This is a genomic window from Mucilaginibacter sp. P4_D1 (assembly GCF_056401935.1).
Genome location: NZ_JBFUIJ010000001.1, coordinates 32625 through 48693 on the forward strand (window position 1 = coordinate 32625; position 16069 = coordinate 48693).

Here is a 16069-nt window from a genome sequence, read left to right on the forward strand (position 1 = left end):
CCCCATGAAAGGATTTATACTATCGTTCCGGTCGGAATTTTACAAAAGCCGTAAAACGTTGGGTTTTTGGGCGGCCATCATACTACCACTATTTATTTGCACTTTACTTTTTGTGGGCTTTTACCTTAAGGCCGAAAAGCTTACGGGTACACCACCCATGATGCTGTGGTTGCAATTTGCCGGTGCCATATTAGGCGTAATGGGGTCATTATTGCTGCCCATGTTTATTATTTTTATAGCCTACTCGGTAAATAGTATTGAGCACAAGGCCGATACCTGGAAAAGCTTGTTTAGCCTGCCAATTTCGCGCTGGGCCGTATATGGCGCTAAATATACATATGCTATATTTTTGGTGTTTTTAACGCTTGCGCTTTTTGTGCTGTTTACCATAGGGTTTGGCAATTTACTAAGCATTGTAAAGCCCGAACTAAGGTTTGATAATTACCATATGGAAAAGGAGCTGGCGCAGATATATTTTAAATTGTTTTTGTCATCGCTGGGCATCTTATCCATCCAGTTCCTGCTCAGTTTACTTTGGGCCGATTTTTTAAAGCCAATGGGCATCGGCTTTGTATGTACTATAACGGGTGTTATACTGGCCTCAAAAAACTGGGAGTATTGTTATCTTTTCCCTTATTCGCACCCCATGGAAGCTATAACGACTATGATGCACCGCGGGGAAGGTGCGCCAAAAGGCATTCAAATAGATGTGTTTACCAAAGATGTTTTTGTAAGTATGGCAGTAGCAGCTGTTGTATTTATTGCGGGATACTTTATTGTGCAGAAGAAGAGTGTTAAGTGATGGATGTGCAGGTGTGCAGATTTCAGATTACCTGCAGAATAGAAATTGGATAGACGTGTAGCGCACGTCTTTTTTGTTTACAGGAATTTTTTCAATGAATCCTGGTAATCGGTATTATCATTTATGCCGTTATGATGCTGCCCTTTCAGAATAATTAGCCTATCGCCGGGCTTAAAGTATTTTTGGAGGCGCAAGGACGAAGAGTGGTTTATCAACTCATCTGCATCACCGTGAAAAATGATAATAGAAGCAGATGTATGTTGGATGTACTTATGAGTTTGGAGCGGGTATTTTAAAATAAAAGAAGGCAAAAATGGATACAGAGTTTTCGCCTCATCAGCCAGGCTATAATAAGGGGCAAGCAAAATGAGCTTTTGCGGATAATTTTGTGATGCCAGCCAGGCTGCCGGGCCCGTGCCGACAGAATAGCCTAATATGACAATTCGGTTTTCGGAGTATAATGTTTTGACATGTTGGTATGCCATTTTTACAGCGTCAAGAAGTTGTTGCTGCGATTTGATATGACCGGTACTTATCGAAAGATGTCGCTACCCGGAGCACATGCCATGCGTTTCTAAAATCATGTCAATCCTGCAAAATCCCTAAATCGTGTCAGAAATCGTGTAAAACGAAGAAAGCCCCGGGTTATCCGGGGCTTTCGCAAATAATGTTTCTGTTAACGATTATTTTTGTTTGAACTGAACACGACGGTTTAATACACGACCATCTTCTGTTGAGTTATCAGCAATTGGCATAGTTTCGCCGTAGCCTTTGATTTTTACTTTTTTAGCATCAACACCTGAGTTAACTAAGTAAGTTTTTACAGAGTTAGCACGGTCTTTTGATAAAGAAAGGTTGTGAGCAGCAGTACCTTCAGATGAAGCAAAGCCATCAACCTCAACACCTTTACCAGAAGCACGCAAATCAGCAGATGTAGCATCTAACACTGGGTAAGATGAAGTACGTAATACTGAGCTATCAAATTCAAACTGGATGTTTGAGTAAGCAGTACCAACTTTAGAGCCCATGCCATCCATTTTGGTAGTGTCTTTAGGGAACACGATAACGCAACCAGAACCATCAACTACGCTGCCTGCAGCAGTACCAGGGCATTTGTCAAATTGATCAGCAACACCGTCACCGTCTGAATCTTTTTTCAGGTCGTTAACAGCAGTTTCTACGTTTGTTACACGGCCTTTTAAAGCTTCAACTTCCTGGCGTAAAGCTGCATCGTACAATTCATCATACATTACAGCAACTGGGTTTACCCACTCCAGGTTCTTTTTTGAACTTGGGCCAAAAGTATATTCCAAACCACCATAGGTATAAGAGTAGTGGCTAAAGTTAGGATAGGTATGGATACCACCAAAATTGTAACCTTGTACAAAGCTAACTGTGTAGCCTAAGTTCAGGGCTAACGCGTCAGATAGTTTGAATTTTACACCAACACCAACCGGAGCAAATAATTCTTTAACTGTTTTATCGCCGAAAGGTAGCGTGGTAACAACACCTGCTGCAGTTGTGTTTTCTTTAATCTTATACATGTCTAAACCTAAACCTGCAGAAGTGTAAAAGTTAACACTGTTTGCGCGATGCAAAAAGCTAACACTAGCAATGTTAAATACGGCACTAAGAGCACCTGAATTGAACGAGGTTTTGTAATCAGTGTAACCAAATTTCGGTTTGCCGTCCTCATCTTTACCGTGTACTTTACCACCCAAATAGTCTAATTGTAAGCTAAAGGTGTGCGATAATTGCTGCCTTAACGAAACACCGTAACCCAGATCAACTGCAAATTTGTTGGTGGTGTTAATTGTAAATGGCACTAATCCATCAGTTATACCAACGTTTACGCCGATACTTAATGTGTTGTACTGTCCGATCCCGCCAAACAATTTGGCAGATCCAGTTTTTGTGGAGTCGGTTTGGGCGCTAGCCATACCCGCAACCATCAAAGAAGCAATTGACAGTGCTGCTGTTTTCTTTAATGTAGAATAATTCATAGTTTTTAAGATTAAACGATTTTAATTGTGATTTTTTTCAAATTTAGTAATTATGTTTGAAACGATGACCAAACATTGTTCCAAAAATTGTAATAGTTACACAAATAAGGAAAAAAAAATGATTTATTAAAATAATCGGCACTTAAATATGAAATATTTGGAACTTTTAAATTCCTTGTTTACAAATAATAGAAAAAATTTCGTTTCGAGAACAAAATCGGGCTCGTTGGCGATTTTTCACGCCAATGATGAGTTTCCGGTGAGTGGCGACCAGGTTTTTGCTTTTAAACAGAATCCCGATTTTTTTTACCTTACCGGTATCGATCAGGAACAAAGTATATTGCTGTTGTACCCCGATTGTCCTAATAAAGCATACAGAGAAGTACTTTTTTTAAGACAAACCAACGAACACATAGCCATTTGGGAAGGGCACAAGTATACAAAAGAGGAGGCAAGACAAGTTTCTGGTATCGAGAGTGTTTACTGGCTGCATGAATATGACGCTATTTTACATAGCATTATTAATTATGCCGAAAATATCTACATCAACACTAACGAAAACGACAGGTATGCACATACCGTACCATACCGGGATATGCGGATGTATGAAGCTTTACGCCAAAAATACCCGCTGCATAAATATGAGCGCTCGGCATTGATATTACGGGATTTGAGGGTTGTAAAATCGGAACCGGAAATTGAGCTGATCCAAAAAGCCTGCAACATCACCAACGATGCTTTTGTACGCGTACTTAAATTTTTAAAACCCGGTGTTGCCGAATATGAAATTGAGGCCGAAATTATACATGAGTTTTTACGGCAACGTGCTACCGGCCACGCTTATAGCCCCATAATTGCTTCCGGTAAAAATGCCAACGTGCTGCATTATATTGATAACAACCAGGTTTGCAGTGATGGCGATGTTATCCTGTTTGATTTTGGTGCCCAGTATGCCAATTACAATGCCGATATGAGCCGGTCGGTGCCGGTTAACGGCAGGTTTACCCCACGCCAGCGTGCCGTTTATGATGCTGTACTACGAGTAATGCGCGAGGCAACCAGTATGATTGTGGCTGGTACCGTTTTAAGCGAATACCAGGATGAAGTTGGCAAGATAATGACCAGCGAACTGATAGGCCTTGGCCTGCTTGATAAACATGATGTTGAAAAGCAGTATGCCAATGCCCCGTTATATAAAAAATACTTTATGCACGGCACATCGCACCATCTTGGTTTGGATGTGCATGATTTTGCAAGCCGATATAAAAAATTTGAGGTTGGCAATATACTAACCTGCGAACCTGGTATTTATATCCAGGCTGAAGGCCTCGGGATAAGAATTGAGAATAATATTTTAATTACTGCAAACGGTAACCGCGACCTGATGGCCGATATCCCTGTAGAGGCGGAGCATATTGAAGAGATCATGAATGGTTTTTAGACGGAAGCCCTAAATTCTAAGACGAAAACGATAATCCAGACTTAGAACTCAAGGCTTTCGACTTAAAACTGGTCGAGTCACTATAAATACGAATCGACAAAACTGTAAAGGTTAAAATCTTGATGCTTCAAAGCTTCGGCAACATCTTGCTGAAGCTTTTTTTTATCTATATGCTGCGTTAATTTATAGGCTAACAGCTTGTAAGCCTTCTCGGTAAGTAGTAGCTTTCTGCGTGGGTTTTTTATTTGTGCAGGTGTTTTTATAAACTCAGCAACTTCGGCAATCCCCGCTCCCAGCGATGCTGTTGTTTTGAATACCGGTGGCTGTCCATCTTTTTTTTGCCCTATTATTTTCTTCAGGTTATTGGCAAATACATCGGCATCGGCCCGGTCGGCTTTGTTAACAATGAAGGCGTCGGCAATTTCCATCAGGCCCGATTTAATGTGCTGCACTTCGTCGCCCCCTTCCGGCACCAATACCACAAGGGTAACGTCGGCCAGGCCGCTTATTTCAATTTCCGACTGGCCAACGCCAACGGTTTCTATCAGTACATAATCAAATCCGGCGGCACGTAATACATCGCTCATTTCGATGGTTTTGGCCGATAAACCGCCCAACGAACCGCGCGTAGCCAGCGAGCGGATAAAAACATCAGGATGGTTAAAGTGCGAAGACATCCGGATCCTATCGCCCAGCAACGAGCCAAAGTTAAATGGTGATGTGGGATCAATGGCCAAAACGGCTATTTTGTTGCCGTCCTTTAAAAGTAAATCTATTAAAGCATTCACCAACGTGCTTTTGCCGGCACCCGGGGGGCCGGTTATGCCAATTACCGGCGCAGGTTTATTAAATGTAAGGCCCTTTAATAGTTCCTGGCTTCCGGGCAGGTAGTTTTCAACAATGGTTAGTACACGGGCAACCTGTTTAAAGTTAATGCTATTCGTCATTCCGGTTTTGTTAAAAACAGCTGCCACATTCATATTTGTAAATGCAAATGACGAAAATTATCATAATAAAAGGCAATTTAATCTTTATTATTGCACTTGTACGGCCTGTGTTGAGTTTTAAGTTCTGAGTAAAAGAAAAGAATGAATACGGCGTTCGGCCCCAACAGCATATTCAACGTTTGCAACAATGCCCCAGCCCCCTAAGTCAAAAATACAGCACATATTGATAAGCCGTACAGATGCTATTGGCGATGTGGTGCTTACCTTGCCCATGGCTGCTTATATTAAAGAGCTGTTACCAGGGGCTGTGGTTTCGTTTTTAGGGCGCACTTATACCCAACCCATTATAAATACCTGTGCAGCGGTTGATATTTTTATTAACTACGACGAAATAAAAAAGCTATCCCAGGCGGAGCAGGTTAGCTATTTGAAAGATAAAAAAATAGATGCCATTATCCACGTGTTCCCCAATAAGCACGTAGCTCAAATAGCCGGGGCAGCCGGCATTAAACTGCGTATTGGTACTACCAATCGTGTTTTTCATTGGTTTACCTGTACCAAGCTTGTAAAACTAAGCCGTAAAAAATCCGATCTGCACGAAGCGCAACTCAATCTTATTTTATTAAAGCCGTTGGGTTTGAAGGCTGTACCATCGTTGCAGGATATCATTGAGCACATCAGTTTTGAAAGCAGGGCGTTGCTTCCTCCAGCGTTAGCCGGTAAATTATCAGCCGATAAATTTAACCTCATCATCCACCCAAAATCGCACGGCAGCGGGATGGAATGGGGACTTGATAATTATGCGGGGCTTATTGATGCCCTGCCTTCAGATATATTTAATATTATTATAACCGGGTCTGATAAAGAAAAAATATTGCTGGCCGATTGGATTGTAACCCTACCCGCCACAGTAGTTGATATGACTGGTAAAATGAGTTTGCCACAACTTATTAGTTTAATCAGCCAGGCAGACGGGCTGATAGCCTCGGGCACCGGACCCCTGCATATAGCGGCTATGGCGGGGATAAACACCCTTGGTTTATTCCCATCGGTAAAGCCTATTCATCCGGGGCGTTGGGCGCCATTGGGTAAAAAGGCCGGTTTTATAGAAAGCGGGACAGATAATCTGCTGCCATTGTCGGTAAACCTGGTAACAGAAAAAATAACCAGCTGGCTGCAATAACGATTAACGACGACCTTTAAAGCCAATTATTGTACTTTTGCCCAATTCATAACGCATAAAAATAAAAGTTAATGGCCCTGATAGATAACAAACAGATAAAGCATATTTTAATAAACAGGATTGATGCCATGGGCGATGTGGTATTGCAACTGCCCACCTGTATTTATTTAAAACAGTTGTATCCGGATGTTACCATTAGCATGTTGGGCCGTAGCTACACTAAGCCCGTGGTTGATGCCTGCAAGGCAATTGACCATTTTATTAATTATGATGAGATTGGCGCCTTATCAACAAATGAGATAGCCGCCATTTTTAAGGAGAAAGGCATCGACGCCATAGTACATGAGTTTCCGAAAAGGCATATTGCCGAAGCCGCCAAAAAAGCAGGCGTAAAACTAAGGATAGGTACCACAAGCCGTAATTATCATTTTTTTACCTGTAACCGGTTAATCAGGTTAAGCAGGGGCAAATCAGACCTGCACGAAGCACAGCAAAATATTTATTTGTGCAAACCGCTTGGCGTTACCCATATCCCAACGCTTGGCACTATTGCATACTATTATAAAGATAATTTTAAACCATCTATTGAATTACCCGCCCGGTTTAAAGATCAGCTGACTAACGATAAGTTTAATTTAATTATCCACTCCAAATCAAACGGGAATGGCAGGGAGTGGGATATGGATAGGTTTACCGCCCTTATTAAGCTTTTACCGGCAGATAAATTCCGCATTTTTATCACAGGATCTGAAAAAGAACATGAATTGTTTAAAAGCTGGATTCCGAAACTACCGGCACATGTGATTGATTTAAGTGGTAAAATGTCGCTTAACGAATTGATTGCCTTTATATATAACGCCGATGGTTTGCTTGCATCCGGCACAGGGCCACTGCATGTTGCGGCCGCTTCGGGCATTCACACGCTTGGTTTGTTCCCAATTTCCAGGTCAATAAACGCCACCCGCTGGGCTCCCCTGGGCATCAAAGCCGAGCATATTGAAAGCGACTCGGATACCCTGGACAGTATTTCTGTCGAGATGGTTTTTGACAGGATAAGCAACTGGGTAAAGTAGGCAGCAATAATTAAAGCGTTATTATCGTTTAAAATACGCCCCAAAAACTAAGTATTTATAATAGCCGCTATTTAGTTAATTTTGCGGTTCAACTTTTTGAATGAAAACTTATTTCAGATTACTATCGTTTGCAAAACCTATCGAAAAGTTTGCAATTCCCTATATTATCTTCACGTTACTTTATGTCGTATTCAGCACGTCTGTATTAGGTTTATTGGGGCCTTTGCTTAATACCCTGTTCCATGTTGGTGCCAGCAAATGCGACCCAAAAACGGTTGCTGTTGCCGCAAAAGATATTTCGACGTTTGATATATCGGGCTGGTTTAAATATTACACCAATCATTTTATAGCCCTTTATGGCGAGTGGGGAGCGCTTAAATTTGTATGTGGCGTAATTGTAATTGCTGTTTTTTTAGGTAATATATTCAGGTACCTATCGCAGCGTATAATGGAAAGCTTGCGTATCCACACCTTGCTAAGGATCCGTAAAGCGGTGTTTGATAACGTAATGCGCCTGCACATGGGCTTTTTTAGCAATGAGCGTAAGGGCGACATCATGTCTAAAATAGCATCGGAGGTTCAAACGGTGCAGTTTTCTGTAACGGGTACTTTGCAGGTTGTTTTTAAAGAGCCTTTGTTGCTGGTAGGTTACCTGGTGTGGCTGTTCATGATATCGGCCAGGCTTACACTTATTTCGTTGCTTATTATACCTATTGCAGGTTTTTTAATTTCACGTATCGTAAAAAAATTACGTTCGCAGGCTATCGCGGCGCAAAACTCCTACGCCAACATGATCAGTTACCTTGATGAAGCGCTATCGGGTATCAAAATCATCAAGGCATTTAATGCTACCGATTTTATCATTAAACGGTTTGATGATGAGAATACACACTATTCGAAGATCACCAGATCGATGTCGAAGCGGCAACAGTTGGCTTCGCCCGTATCTGAAACACTTTCGGTAACCATGATCTCGTTTGTAGTGCTTTACGGCGGATACCTGATTTTTAATAAAAGGTCAGATCTTAGTCCAGGTGATTTCATTGCTTATATTGCACTGTTTTCGCAGCTGATGCGTCCGGCCAAGGCTATTGGCGATGCGTTTAGTAATATCCACTCGGGTTTGGTGGCCGGCGAAAGGATTTTGGCCCTCATTGATGAAAAGCCGCTGATCCAGGATGCGCCGGATGCCATTGTCATAGATGAATTTAAAGAAAGCATCCGCCTGGAGAATGTATCTTTTGCTTACAAGGAGAAAGAGGTTTTGAAAAACATTACCTTAACCCTGCCTAAGGGCAAAACAATAGCTTTGGTTGGCCCATCGGGTGGTGGTAAATCAACACTAATGGATATGCTGCCAAGGTTCATTGAGCCCATAAGCGGACATATCATGATAGATGACCACAACATTCAGGCTATTACAACTACCTCGCTGCGTAGTTTAATGGGTTTTGTTAACCAGGAATCGATATTGTTTAATGATACTATTTTTAACAATATTGCCTTTGGTAAACCCAATGTAACCCAGGAGCAGGTAGAAGCCGCCGCGCGTATTGCTAATGCCCATAATTTTATTTTAGAGACGGATAACGGGTATGAAACTAACACTGGCGATCGCGGCTCAAAACTATCCGGTGGGCAAAGGCAACGTATTTGTATAGCCCGCGCTGTATTAAGTAACCCACCTATTATGCTGCTCGACGAGGCTACCTCGGCCTTAGATACCGAATCGGAAAAACTTGTGCAGGAGGCTTTAAATAACCTGATGCAAAACCGCACCTCGCTGATTATTGCCCACCGCCTGAGTACTATTCAAAATGCCGATTTAATTATTGTACTGGATAACGGCCGGGTTGCCGAGCAGGGCACCCACCTGGAGCTGATGAACCATAACGGTGTTTACCGCAGGCTGATTGATATGCAAACATTTACGGCGGATTAATAAAATAGCATTGTCGACAAATTTTTGATTAAGCAAAATGATACAAAAAAAGGGTTTTATAGGTACTTACTGGCTTAAATACACCAATAGGGAAGGCTATAAAACTTACAAGTGGGAGTTAAGCAATTATAAGAAAGTGGAATTTATACAGTTTTTAACCGGTAATGAACGCTTAACCACGCCGGCTAAAATTCAGGTTGCTGCCAAAACCAATCATCAGCTCAATTTAAATCACAGTGGCAATGCAGGCGATATCATATACGCTATGGCCACTATAAAAAAGCTGGCCGAAACTGTTAAGGTGCCCATCAACTTATATTTAAGGGCCGGTCAGCCTTTAATGATAGCCAACCCTGCAAAGCACCCCTTAGGTGGTGTAATGCTCAATGCCAAAATGATAGATATGCTGGCGCCTTTAATTAGTTCGCAACCGTACATCAATACCTTGAGTGAATTAAAGGACGAAGTTATTGACGTCGATCTTGATTTTTTCAGGGCCGGGCATATCCCTATGGATAGGTGCAATATTGCCCACTGGTGCGCCTACGTTACCGGCGTAACACCCGATCTTTGGAAAAGCTGGCTTGATGTTGAGCCGGATATGGCCTTTGCCGGTTACATAGTTATTGCCCGCAGCGAAAGGTACCGGAACATAACTACCGATTATTCATTTTTGAGTAAGTACGATAAATTGAAATTTATAGGAGTTGAATCGGAGTACGAGGATATCAAAAAGGAAATCCCCAATATTGAATGGCTGCAGGTAAGCGATTTTTTACAAATGGCGCGGGTAATAGCCGGTTGTAAATTTTTTATCGGCAACCAATCGTTCCCGTTCTCAATTGCCGAAGCTCTTAAAGTGCCCCGGGTACTGGAGGTTTGTTATGATGTGATTAATGTGGTACCAGAAGGGCCGGGTGGGCACGATTTTCTTTTCCAGGATCATTTTGAATCTTTAGTTGCAGAGCTTTACACCAAAACAACACAGGTATGATTACGCCCCAAAAAGTTGTTGTAATAGTTCCCATCTATAAAAATGAACTTTCGGCTTTAGAAAAAGTGGCGCTTACGCAAATGCAGCTTGTGTTAGCCGCTTATTCGCGTATTGTTGTTAAGCCGGAATCGCTTATTTTATCAGATGAAATTACCGCTTTTAATTTTACAGCCGCAGAAAGTTTTGACGACCATTTTTTTAAAGGCATTGAAGGCTATAATGCGCTGATGCTGTCAGATATCTTTTACAAGCGTTTTTTTGGGTACGAATTTATGCTTATCCATCAACTGGATGCTTTTGTATTTAGCGATGAGCTTGCTTTTTGGTGCAACCAGCCATATGACTACATTGGAGCGCCATGGATACCGCCGGGTAAGTACCCCGATATGGTTAAAGCCATTAAATCAAAAATTCAATTTTATTACCACGCCCGTTATAATGTGCAAAAAAATGGGGTGCCATCGCCAATGCAGTACGAGTACAAGGTTGGTAACGGCGGCTTATCGCTGCGCCGGGTTAAAAAATTTCATGAGTTGAGCATTAGCATGCGCCATAAAATGGATGTTTATTTAACCCGTCATGAGCACGAGTTTAATGAGGATATTTTCTGGAGCATCGAGGTAAACCGCAAGCGGAAACTATTAAAAATTCCACCCTACAAAACCGCGTTAAAATTTTCTGTTGAGCAGCCCCCCGCAAGGTGCATCGAGTTAAATAACAACCAATTGCCTTTTGGCTGCCATGCATGGGATTTGTACCTTGACTTTTGGCGACCTATTTTTAAAACCAGCGGCTACCAGATATAACTTGCCAACGAAGGTTTCGATTTAATGTATTTTTTAAAAATATGGAACTTCAGTTTAAAAAACAGCTTTGAGTTGAGTTGAAAAAAACGCCTGTTTTTCCAAAGCATTTTAATGGCGGTAGATATAGGGTAGTTGAACTTGATCAACTCATCAATAAAATTTTTAAAGGTATTTTTTTCGATAAAAAAGATCTGTTCGGCCGTAAGCTTGCAGGCTTTTATAGGCAGAAATTTGTTCCACTTATTGTGTAATTTCAGGTTTTCTTCCATCCATACATCGTTAAACAATCCTTCAGAAAAGTGGTTGAGCAATATATCGAATGTAACAGCCACCTTATATTTTTGACTTACCGATAAGGAGAAATCAATATCGTACCCATGAAAGCCTTTAAGGGTAATTTCATCAAACATAAATTCCTCGGCTATATCCCTGGTAGTAGCCATAAATACACCGTCGATACATACTACTTCGGCAAGGCGTTGCTTACCGGGGTTATGGTAGGCATGCCGCGCTTTCTCTTTTTTGTATTTGAATGATTGTATAAGGTTATGATAGTGCGTATAAGCGCCCACGCCGCCTACGCCCGAGGGAGCCAGCGGTTTATAGCTGCTGCCTGCTATGCCTATTAAACCTAACTTGGTGTCTTGCTCAAATAAAGCTAATAGTTTTTGGCCCCAGTTATTGGTTTTTATCAACACATCTTCATGCACAAAACATAAAAAATCATATTGAGCGCGCAGCATTGCTTTATTGTATACCTCGCAGATGCCCATTTGCCCCTTGCTGTTATCGGTAGCAATAATTTCAAACGGAACGCCGATTGTGGCATTGATATTTTCACTTACCTGTTGCAGATTAGCTTTATTAACGGATGAAATAATAATTGATATCATTCAGTAATATGTTTTTCCGGTAAAAAAGTAGATGTTAATAATCTAACGGATAAAAAACGCATTTAATGCAATTTTTATCGTGTATAAATCAATTACGTGCGTTTTTGTTAATGTGATACAGTTTTTGCCGAAAAAAGTTTTTTATTTTATTGGTAGCTTACAGGAAAATACAGCATAGTATTTGTGCATTTGTAGCAGATATATAAATTATCTCATATTGCAATAAATTGAAAATGACAATAATGATTACGCCGGATTTTAAATTGCTAAAAACAACAAGCCAGTTTTGACAAAGAATTTGACTGAAATAAAGTGCCTGCCCGCAACCAAAATTTATATTTTTTGCCCGGCAGGATACGCCACCGGCGGCCCCGAGGCTTTACACCAGTTAGGCGCCAAACTAATGCACATGGATTTTAACGTATTTATGTATTACTACGCTACCCCCGATAGCGTGGATATAGTGCATAAAAACTATGAAAAATACACCGTGCCTGTTGCCGGAAGCATCGAAAACAGCGCCCCAAATATTATCATATTGCCCGAAACGCACCTGCTGCCCATTTTTGATAATGGGTATAAAAAGGTGCGCAAAGTTATCTGGTGGCTTAGCGTGGTTAATTATTACATTACCCAAAATAATCTTACCCAAAGTTTACAGTACAAAAAATATTTTAAACTGAAAAATTACCTGGGCAAATATCCTACAGCATCATTCGGCAGGCTTAAACGCCGCATGGATGTGCAGCACATCAGCCATTCCTACTACTCGCATGTGCATCTGCTCGAAAACGGCATAAAGCCAGTTGGCCGGATCTCGGACTATATGAGCAGCGCCTTCTTTGAGAGGGTAGATGAAGCTACGCCTAAAGAAAACCTGGTAATATACAACCCCATTAAAAACGACGATTTTTTAGATAAGATCATTACCCTTACACCCACTATTAAATGGGTGCCCATTAAGAACATGACGCCTGCTGAAGTAGCAGCCTTGATGAACAGGGCCAAACTATATGTAGATTTTGGTTTCCACCCCGGCAAAGAACGTATGCCGCGCGAGGCCTGTATTATGCGTTGCTGTATGATTATCGGCAAAACCGGCTCGGCGGCGTATCAACAGGATATGCCTATTCCAGAACAATATAGATTTGATAAAGAGGATGCCCAAATTCTGGAAATTATCAGCAGGATAAATGAATGTTTAAATAACTACAATGAGTTGATAAAGGATTTTGCACCCTATAGCCAAGTACTTTACAAAGAAGAAGAGCAGTTTGAACAGGATATCCAAAAGGTATTTGTAAAGGGATAAATAACAAGAGCCATCCGGCAATCCCGGAATGGCTCTTGTTCAATAGCTTTCAGCTTTAGGCCTTCGGCTTTCAGCTTAAAAAGCTTTTACTGAAATTTAAACCCTAAACCAATTTGCCAAACCTGGTTGCGGTAGTTAGGCAGGTAGGAATTATCATCCGGGCGGCTGGTAGTAAGGTCGATGTTATAGCGCCCTCTAAGCTCAATGTTTCGGCTCAAATCAACACTAAGGCCAATAACGCCGCTAACGTCGGTATGGTCGCCGCGGTTGTTATAGTATTGCTCCTGCTCGGTAATAAAACCGGTTTCATAAGTGTTTTTGGTTGATGCCAAAAAGTTGATGGATGGGCCTACCAAAAAGTTGAATTGCGGTGCCAGCTTAACCTTTAACAGCAAGGGTACATCAATATAATTGGTGCGTTGCGTAAACTTGCCGTAATCGGTATTGGCTGTATAACCCTTGCCCGAATACAAAACTTCGGGGGCAAATGATATTGGATAAGCAATAGGGATATCCAATGTTAAACCACCGTTAAAACCAGCGATAGAATTGGTGCTGAAGTTGGAGTTATCGGCATCAATAGTGTTTGAAATATTTAAGCCGCCGGTTAGGCCAACTTTTATACGGTAAAAATCGTCCTGGCTCTGGCGTGGACGTTCGCGGCGTTCTTCACGGTAACGGGGCCTGCGGCGTGGCGGGCCGTAATATCCTTGTGCGCTGGCGTCATATACTGCAAAAAGGCAGATAGCAAAAAAAATAATCTTCTTCATGTTAGTGTGTTTTTATTTATCCATAGAATAAAAAATATCGCAAAGGTTTAATTGGACACTAATTGCACGAATTTTTCTAATTACACTAATCTGCGCGCAGGTTTTGTCTGTATCACTATCAATTCGTGAAATTCGATTTAATTAGCTCTTAATTCGTGTTTCGTGTTTACATTTGAACATGCCAAAATTGAAAACTTACTACTGTTTAATATTAGCTATCTCCCTTAATTTTATCGTTATAAAGGCTTTCGCACAAAAAGAAAGCTATATCCAAAGCCTCAATACGCAAAACCATTGGGTGGATTCTGTTTATCATAAACTGAGCCGTAAGCACCGCATTGCACAATTATTATTTGTGCGGGCACACACCAATAAGGGGCAGGCCTATGCCGATTCGGTAGGTAAGGTGATCAAGGATCAGCAAATTGGCGGCCTGGTGTTTTTCCAGGGCGGCCCTGGCCGGCAGCTAAACCTGGTTAACCAATATCAAAAACTGGCAAAAATTCCCTTGCTGATAGCCATGGATGGCGAGTGGGGCCTGGGCATGCGCCTGGATTCGACAGTGTCATACCCTTACCAGATGACGCTTGGGGCCATACAGGATAATACACTGATATACAAAATGGGCCGGCAGGTGGCTGCCGATTTTAAACGCATCGGCGCTCACTTTAATTTGGCGCCCGATATGGATGTCAATAACAATCCCAATAACCCGGTGATCAATTACCGCTCATTTGGCGATAATAAATATAACGTGGCCAAAAAGGGCATAGCCTATTTTACAGGCATGCAGGATGCTGGTTTGCTTACTGCCGCCAAACATTTCCCCGGCCATGGCGATACCAATGTAGATTCGCATTTTGATTTGCCCTTGTTGCCTTATAGCCGTGCCCGGCTGGATTCGTTGGAAGAATACCCTTTTCGCGAGGCTATTGCGGCTGGCATCAGTGGTGTGATGATAGCGCACATGAGCATCCCTGCATTGGATACCACCACCCATTTGCCGTCAACGTTATCGCGCCCCATCATTACCGGTATTTTAAAAGATTCGCTGAAGTTTAAAGGCCTGGTGGTATCAGACGCCATGGAGATGAAAGGCGTTGTAAAATATTTCCCCAATGGCGACGCTGATGTAAAAGCTTTTGTTGCCGGTATGGACGTTATCGAGCTGTCTGAAAATTCAGATCGCGCCATTAAACTCATTCGGAAAGCCTTACGCCATGGCGCTATTAGTAAAGCCGAGTTTGAAATCAAAGTTAAAAAAGTACTTGCTGCCAAATACTGGGCCGGGCTAAATCAATACCAGGCAGCGGCTCCGGCCAATTTCAGTGCCGATATTAACAGCCCTGCGCAAAAAGAATTGGTGCAGCAATTAAGCGACGCCGCCGTAACCGTATTGAAAGGCGATGCATCAACCATTAAGCTAAACCCGTTTTTAAAAACAGCCATCGTGAGTATTGGCGTATCCTCGCCAACCGTGTTTCAGCAGGAAGCCGCCAAAAGTTTCCCCAACTGTAAACTGTTTATGATTGATAAAAACACCCCGGCTATCGGCCTCAAAAATATATTGGACTTGTTAAGCCAGTACCAGCAGGTAATAGTTGGCGTACATGATACCCGCCTGCGCCCACAAAGCAAACTGGATTACAGCAGCGATGTAAAATTGATGATAGCCGACCTGGCCGGTCGGCCTAACACGGTGATCAGCGTTTTTGCCAATGCCTACACCATAGCCGGCCTGCCCGGTATCGAAAAAAGTAACGCCCTGGTGGTATGCTATCAAAACAGCCCCGAGCTACAAAAATCAGTAGTAAAAGTACTAATGGGTACTTTGAAGCCAACGGGTAAATTGCCGGTGAGCGTTAATATGTTTTTCCCTACGGGGACTGGGATAGGGTTGTAG

General features: G+C 42.0%; 14 protein-coding genes. 9 read left to right on the forward strand and 5 right to left on the reverse strand.

Annotation, left to right across the window (positions count from 1 at the left end; all coding sequences use genetic code 11):
- Positions 1-4: 4 nt before the first annotated feature.
- On the forward strand, positions 5-802 hold the full coding sequence (locus tag AC1DV1_RS00155; RefSeq protein WP_477353609.1) for an ABC transporter permease: 798 nt from the start codon (positions 5-7) through the stop codon (positions 800-802).
- Between the two features lie 77 nt (positions 803-879).
- On the opposite strand, the gene AC1DV1_RS00160 is transcribed toward AC1DV1_RS00155, so the two are convergent.
- Both AC1DV1_RS00160 and AC1DV1_RS00165 read right to left on the reverse strand, forming a co-directional pair.
- Positions 880-1338, reverse strand: coding sequence for an alpha/beta hydrolase (locus tag AC1DV1_RS00160; protein ID WP_477354369.1), 459 nt, complete (start codon positions 1336-1338; stop codon positions 880-882).
- Positions 1339-1485: 147 nt separating this feature from the next.
- A complete protein-coding gene (locus tag AC1DV1_RS00165) occupies positions 1486-2805 on the reverse strand; it encodes an OmpA family protein (RefSeq protein ID WP_477353611.1) in 1320 nt (439 codons plus the stop codon).
- Positions 2806-2953: 148 nt separating this feature from the next.
- Between AC1DV1_RS00165 and AC1DV1_RS00170 the strand changes: the two genes are divergently transcribed.
- A complete protein-coding gene (locus AC1DV1_RS00170) occupies positions 2954-4246 on the forward strand; it encodes an aminopeptidase P N-terminal domain-containing protein (RefSeq protein ID WP_477353613.1) in 1293 nt (430 codons plus the stop codon).
- A gap of 80 nt (positions 4247-4326) precedes the next feature.
- On the opposite strand, the gene meaB is transcribed toward AC1DV1_RS00170, so the two are convergent.
- Positions 4327-5193 (reverse strand): methylmalonyl Co-A mutase-associated GTPase MeaB, encoded by an 867-nt coding sequence (gene meaB / locus AC1DV1_RS00175; RefSeq protein ID WP_477353615.1) that lies wholly within the window; start codon positions 5191-5193, stop codon positions 4327-4329.
- 187 nt (positions 5194-5380) lie between these two features.
- Between meaB and AC1DV1_RS00180 the strand changes: the two genes are divergently transcribed.
- The 5 genes from AC1DV1_RS00180 to AC1DV1_RS00200 all read left to right on the forward strand — a co-directional run bounded on the left by AC1DV1_RS00180 (position 5381) and on the right by AC1DV1_RS00200 (position 11191).
- Positions 5381-6376: a glycosyltransferase family 9 protein gene (locus tag AC1DV1_RS00180; protein ID WP_477353617.1), complete on the forward strand. Its 996-nt coding sequence runs from the start codon at positions 5381-5383 to the stop codon at positions 6374-6376.
- A gap of 71 nt (positions 6377-6447) precedes the next feature.
- Positions 6448-7449, forward strand: a complete 1002-nt coding sequence (locus AC1DV1_RS00185; protein ID WP_477353619.1) for a glycosyltransferase family 9 protein — start codon at positions 6448-6450, stop codon at positions 7447-7449.
- Positions 7450-7549: 100 nt separating this feature from the next.
- Positions 7550-9391: an ABC transporter ATP-binding protein gene (locus tag AC1DV1_RS00190; protein WP_477353621.1), complete on the forward strand. Its 1842-nt coding sequence runs from the start codon at positions 7550-7552 to the stop codon at positions 9389-9391.
- 37 nt (positions 9392-9428) lie between these two features.
- Positions 9429-10385, forward strand: a complete 957-nt coding sequence (locus AC1DV1_RS00195) for a hypothetical protein (protein ID WP_477353623.1) — start codon at positions 9429-9431, stop codon at positions 10383-10385.
- On the forward strand, positions 10382-11191 hold the full coding sequence (locus AC1DV1_RS00200; protein ID WP_477353625.1) for a DUF5672 family protein: 810 nt from the start codon (positions 10382-10384) through the stop codon (positions 11189-11191). Before AC1DV1_RS00195 ends, AC1DV1_RS00200 begins: the two co-directional genes overlap by 4 nt.
- Here the strand turns inward: AC1DV1_RS00200 and AC1DV1_RS00205 are convergent.
- Complete coding sequence (locus AC1DV1_RS00205) at positions 11179-12084, reverse strand: glycosyltransferase (protein WP_477353627.1); 906 nt, start codon at positions 12082-12084, stop codon at positions 11179-11181. The two genes, AC1DV1_RS00200 and AC1DV1_RS00205, sit on opposite strands and share 13 nt — an antisense overlap.
- A 298-nt stretch (positions 12085-12382) precedes the next feature.
- On the opposite strand from AC1DV1_RS00205, the gene AC1DV1_RS00210 reads away from it, so the two are divergent.
- On the forward strand, positions 12383-13396 hold the full coding sequence (locus AC1DV1_RS00210) for a hypothetical protein (RefSeq protein WP_477353629.1): 1014 nt from the start codon (positions 12383-12385) through the stop codon (positions 13394-13396).
- Positions 13397-13482: 86 nt separating this feature from the next.
- On the opposite strand, the gene AC1DV1_RS00215 is transcribed toward AC1DV1_RS00210, so the two are convergent.
- On the reverse strand, positions 13483-14166 hold the full coding sequence (locus tag AC1DV1_RS00215; protein ID WP_147053557.1) for a porin family protein: 684 nt from the start codon (positions 14164-14166) through the stop codon (positions 13483-13485).
- 178 nt (positions 14167-14344) lie between these two features.
- On the opposite strand from AC1DV1_RS00215, the gene AC1DV1_RS00220 reads away from it, so the two are divergent.
- On the forward strand, positions 14345-16069 hold the full coding sequence (locus AC1DV1_RS00220; protein ID WP_477353631.1) for a glycoside hydrolase family 3 protein: 1725 nt from the start codon (positions 14345-14347) through the stop codon (positions 16067-16069).

Coding starts and splice junctions, on each gene's coding strand:
- AC1DV1_RS00155 (WP_477353609.1), top strand. CDS start 5: ATGAAAGGATTTATACTATCGTTCCGGTCGGAATTTTACAAAAGCCGT.
- AC1DV1_RS00165 (WP_477353611.1), bottom strand. CDS start 2,805: ATGAATTATTCTACATTAAAGAAAACAGCAGCACTGTCAATTGCTTCT.
- AC1DV1_RS00170 (WP_477353613.1), top strand. CDS start 2,954: ATGAAATATTTGGAACTTTTAAATTCCTTGTTTACAAATAATAGAAAA.
- meaB (WP_477353615.1), bottom strand. CDS start 5,193: ATGACGAATAGCATTAACTTTAAACAGGTTGCCCGTGTACTAACCATT.
- AC1DV1_RS00180 (WP_477353617.1), top strand. CDS start 5,381: ATGCCCCAGCCCCCTAAGTCAAAAATACAGCACATATTGATAAGCCGT.
- AC1DV1_RS00185 (WP_477353619.1), top strand. CDS start 6,448: ATGGCCCTGATAGATAACAAACAGATAAAGCATATTTTAATAAACAGG.
- AC1DV1_RS00190 (WP_477353621.1), top strand. CDS start 7,550: ATGAAAACTTATTTCAGATTACTATCGTTTGCAAAACCTATCGAAAAG.
- AC1DV1_RS00195 (WP_477353623.1), top strand. CDS start 9,429: ATGATACAAAAAAAGGGTTTTATAGGTACTTACTGGCTTAAATACACC.
- AC1DV1_RS00200 (WP_477353625.1), top strand. CDS start 10,382: ATGATTACGCCCCAAAAAGTTGTTGTAATAGTTCCCATCTATAAAAAT.
- AC1DV1_RS00205 (WP_477353627.1), bottom strand. CDS start 12,084: ATGATATCAATTATTATTTCATCCGTTAATAAAGCTAATCTGCAACAG.
- AC1DV1_RS00215 (WP_147053557.1), bottom strand. CDS start 14,166: ATGAAGAAGATTATTTTTTTTGCTATCTGCCTTTTTGCAGTATATGAC.
- AC1DV1_RS00220 (WP_477353631.1), top strand. CDS start 14,345: ATGCCAAAATTGAAAACTTACTACTGTTTAATATTAGCTATCTCCCTT.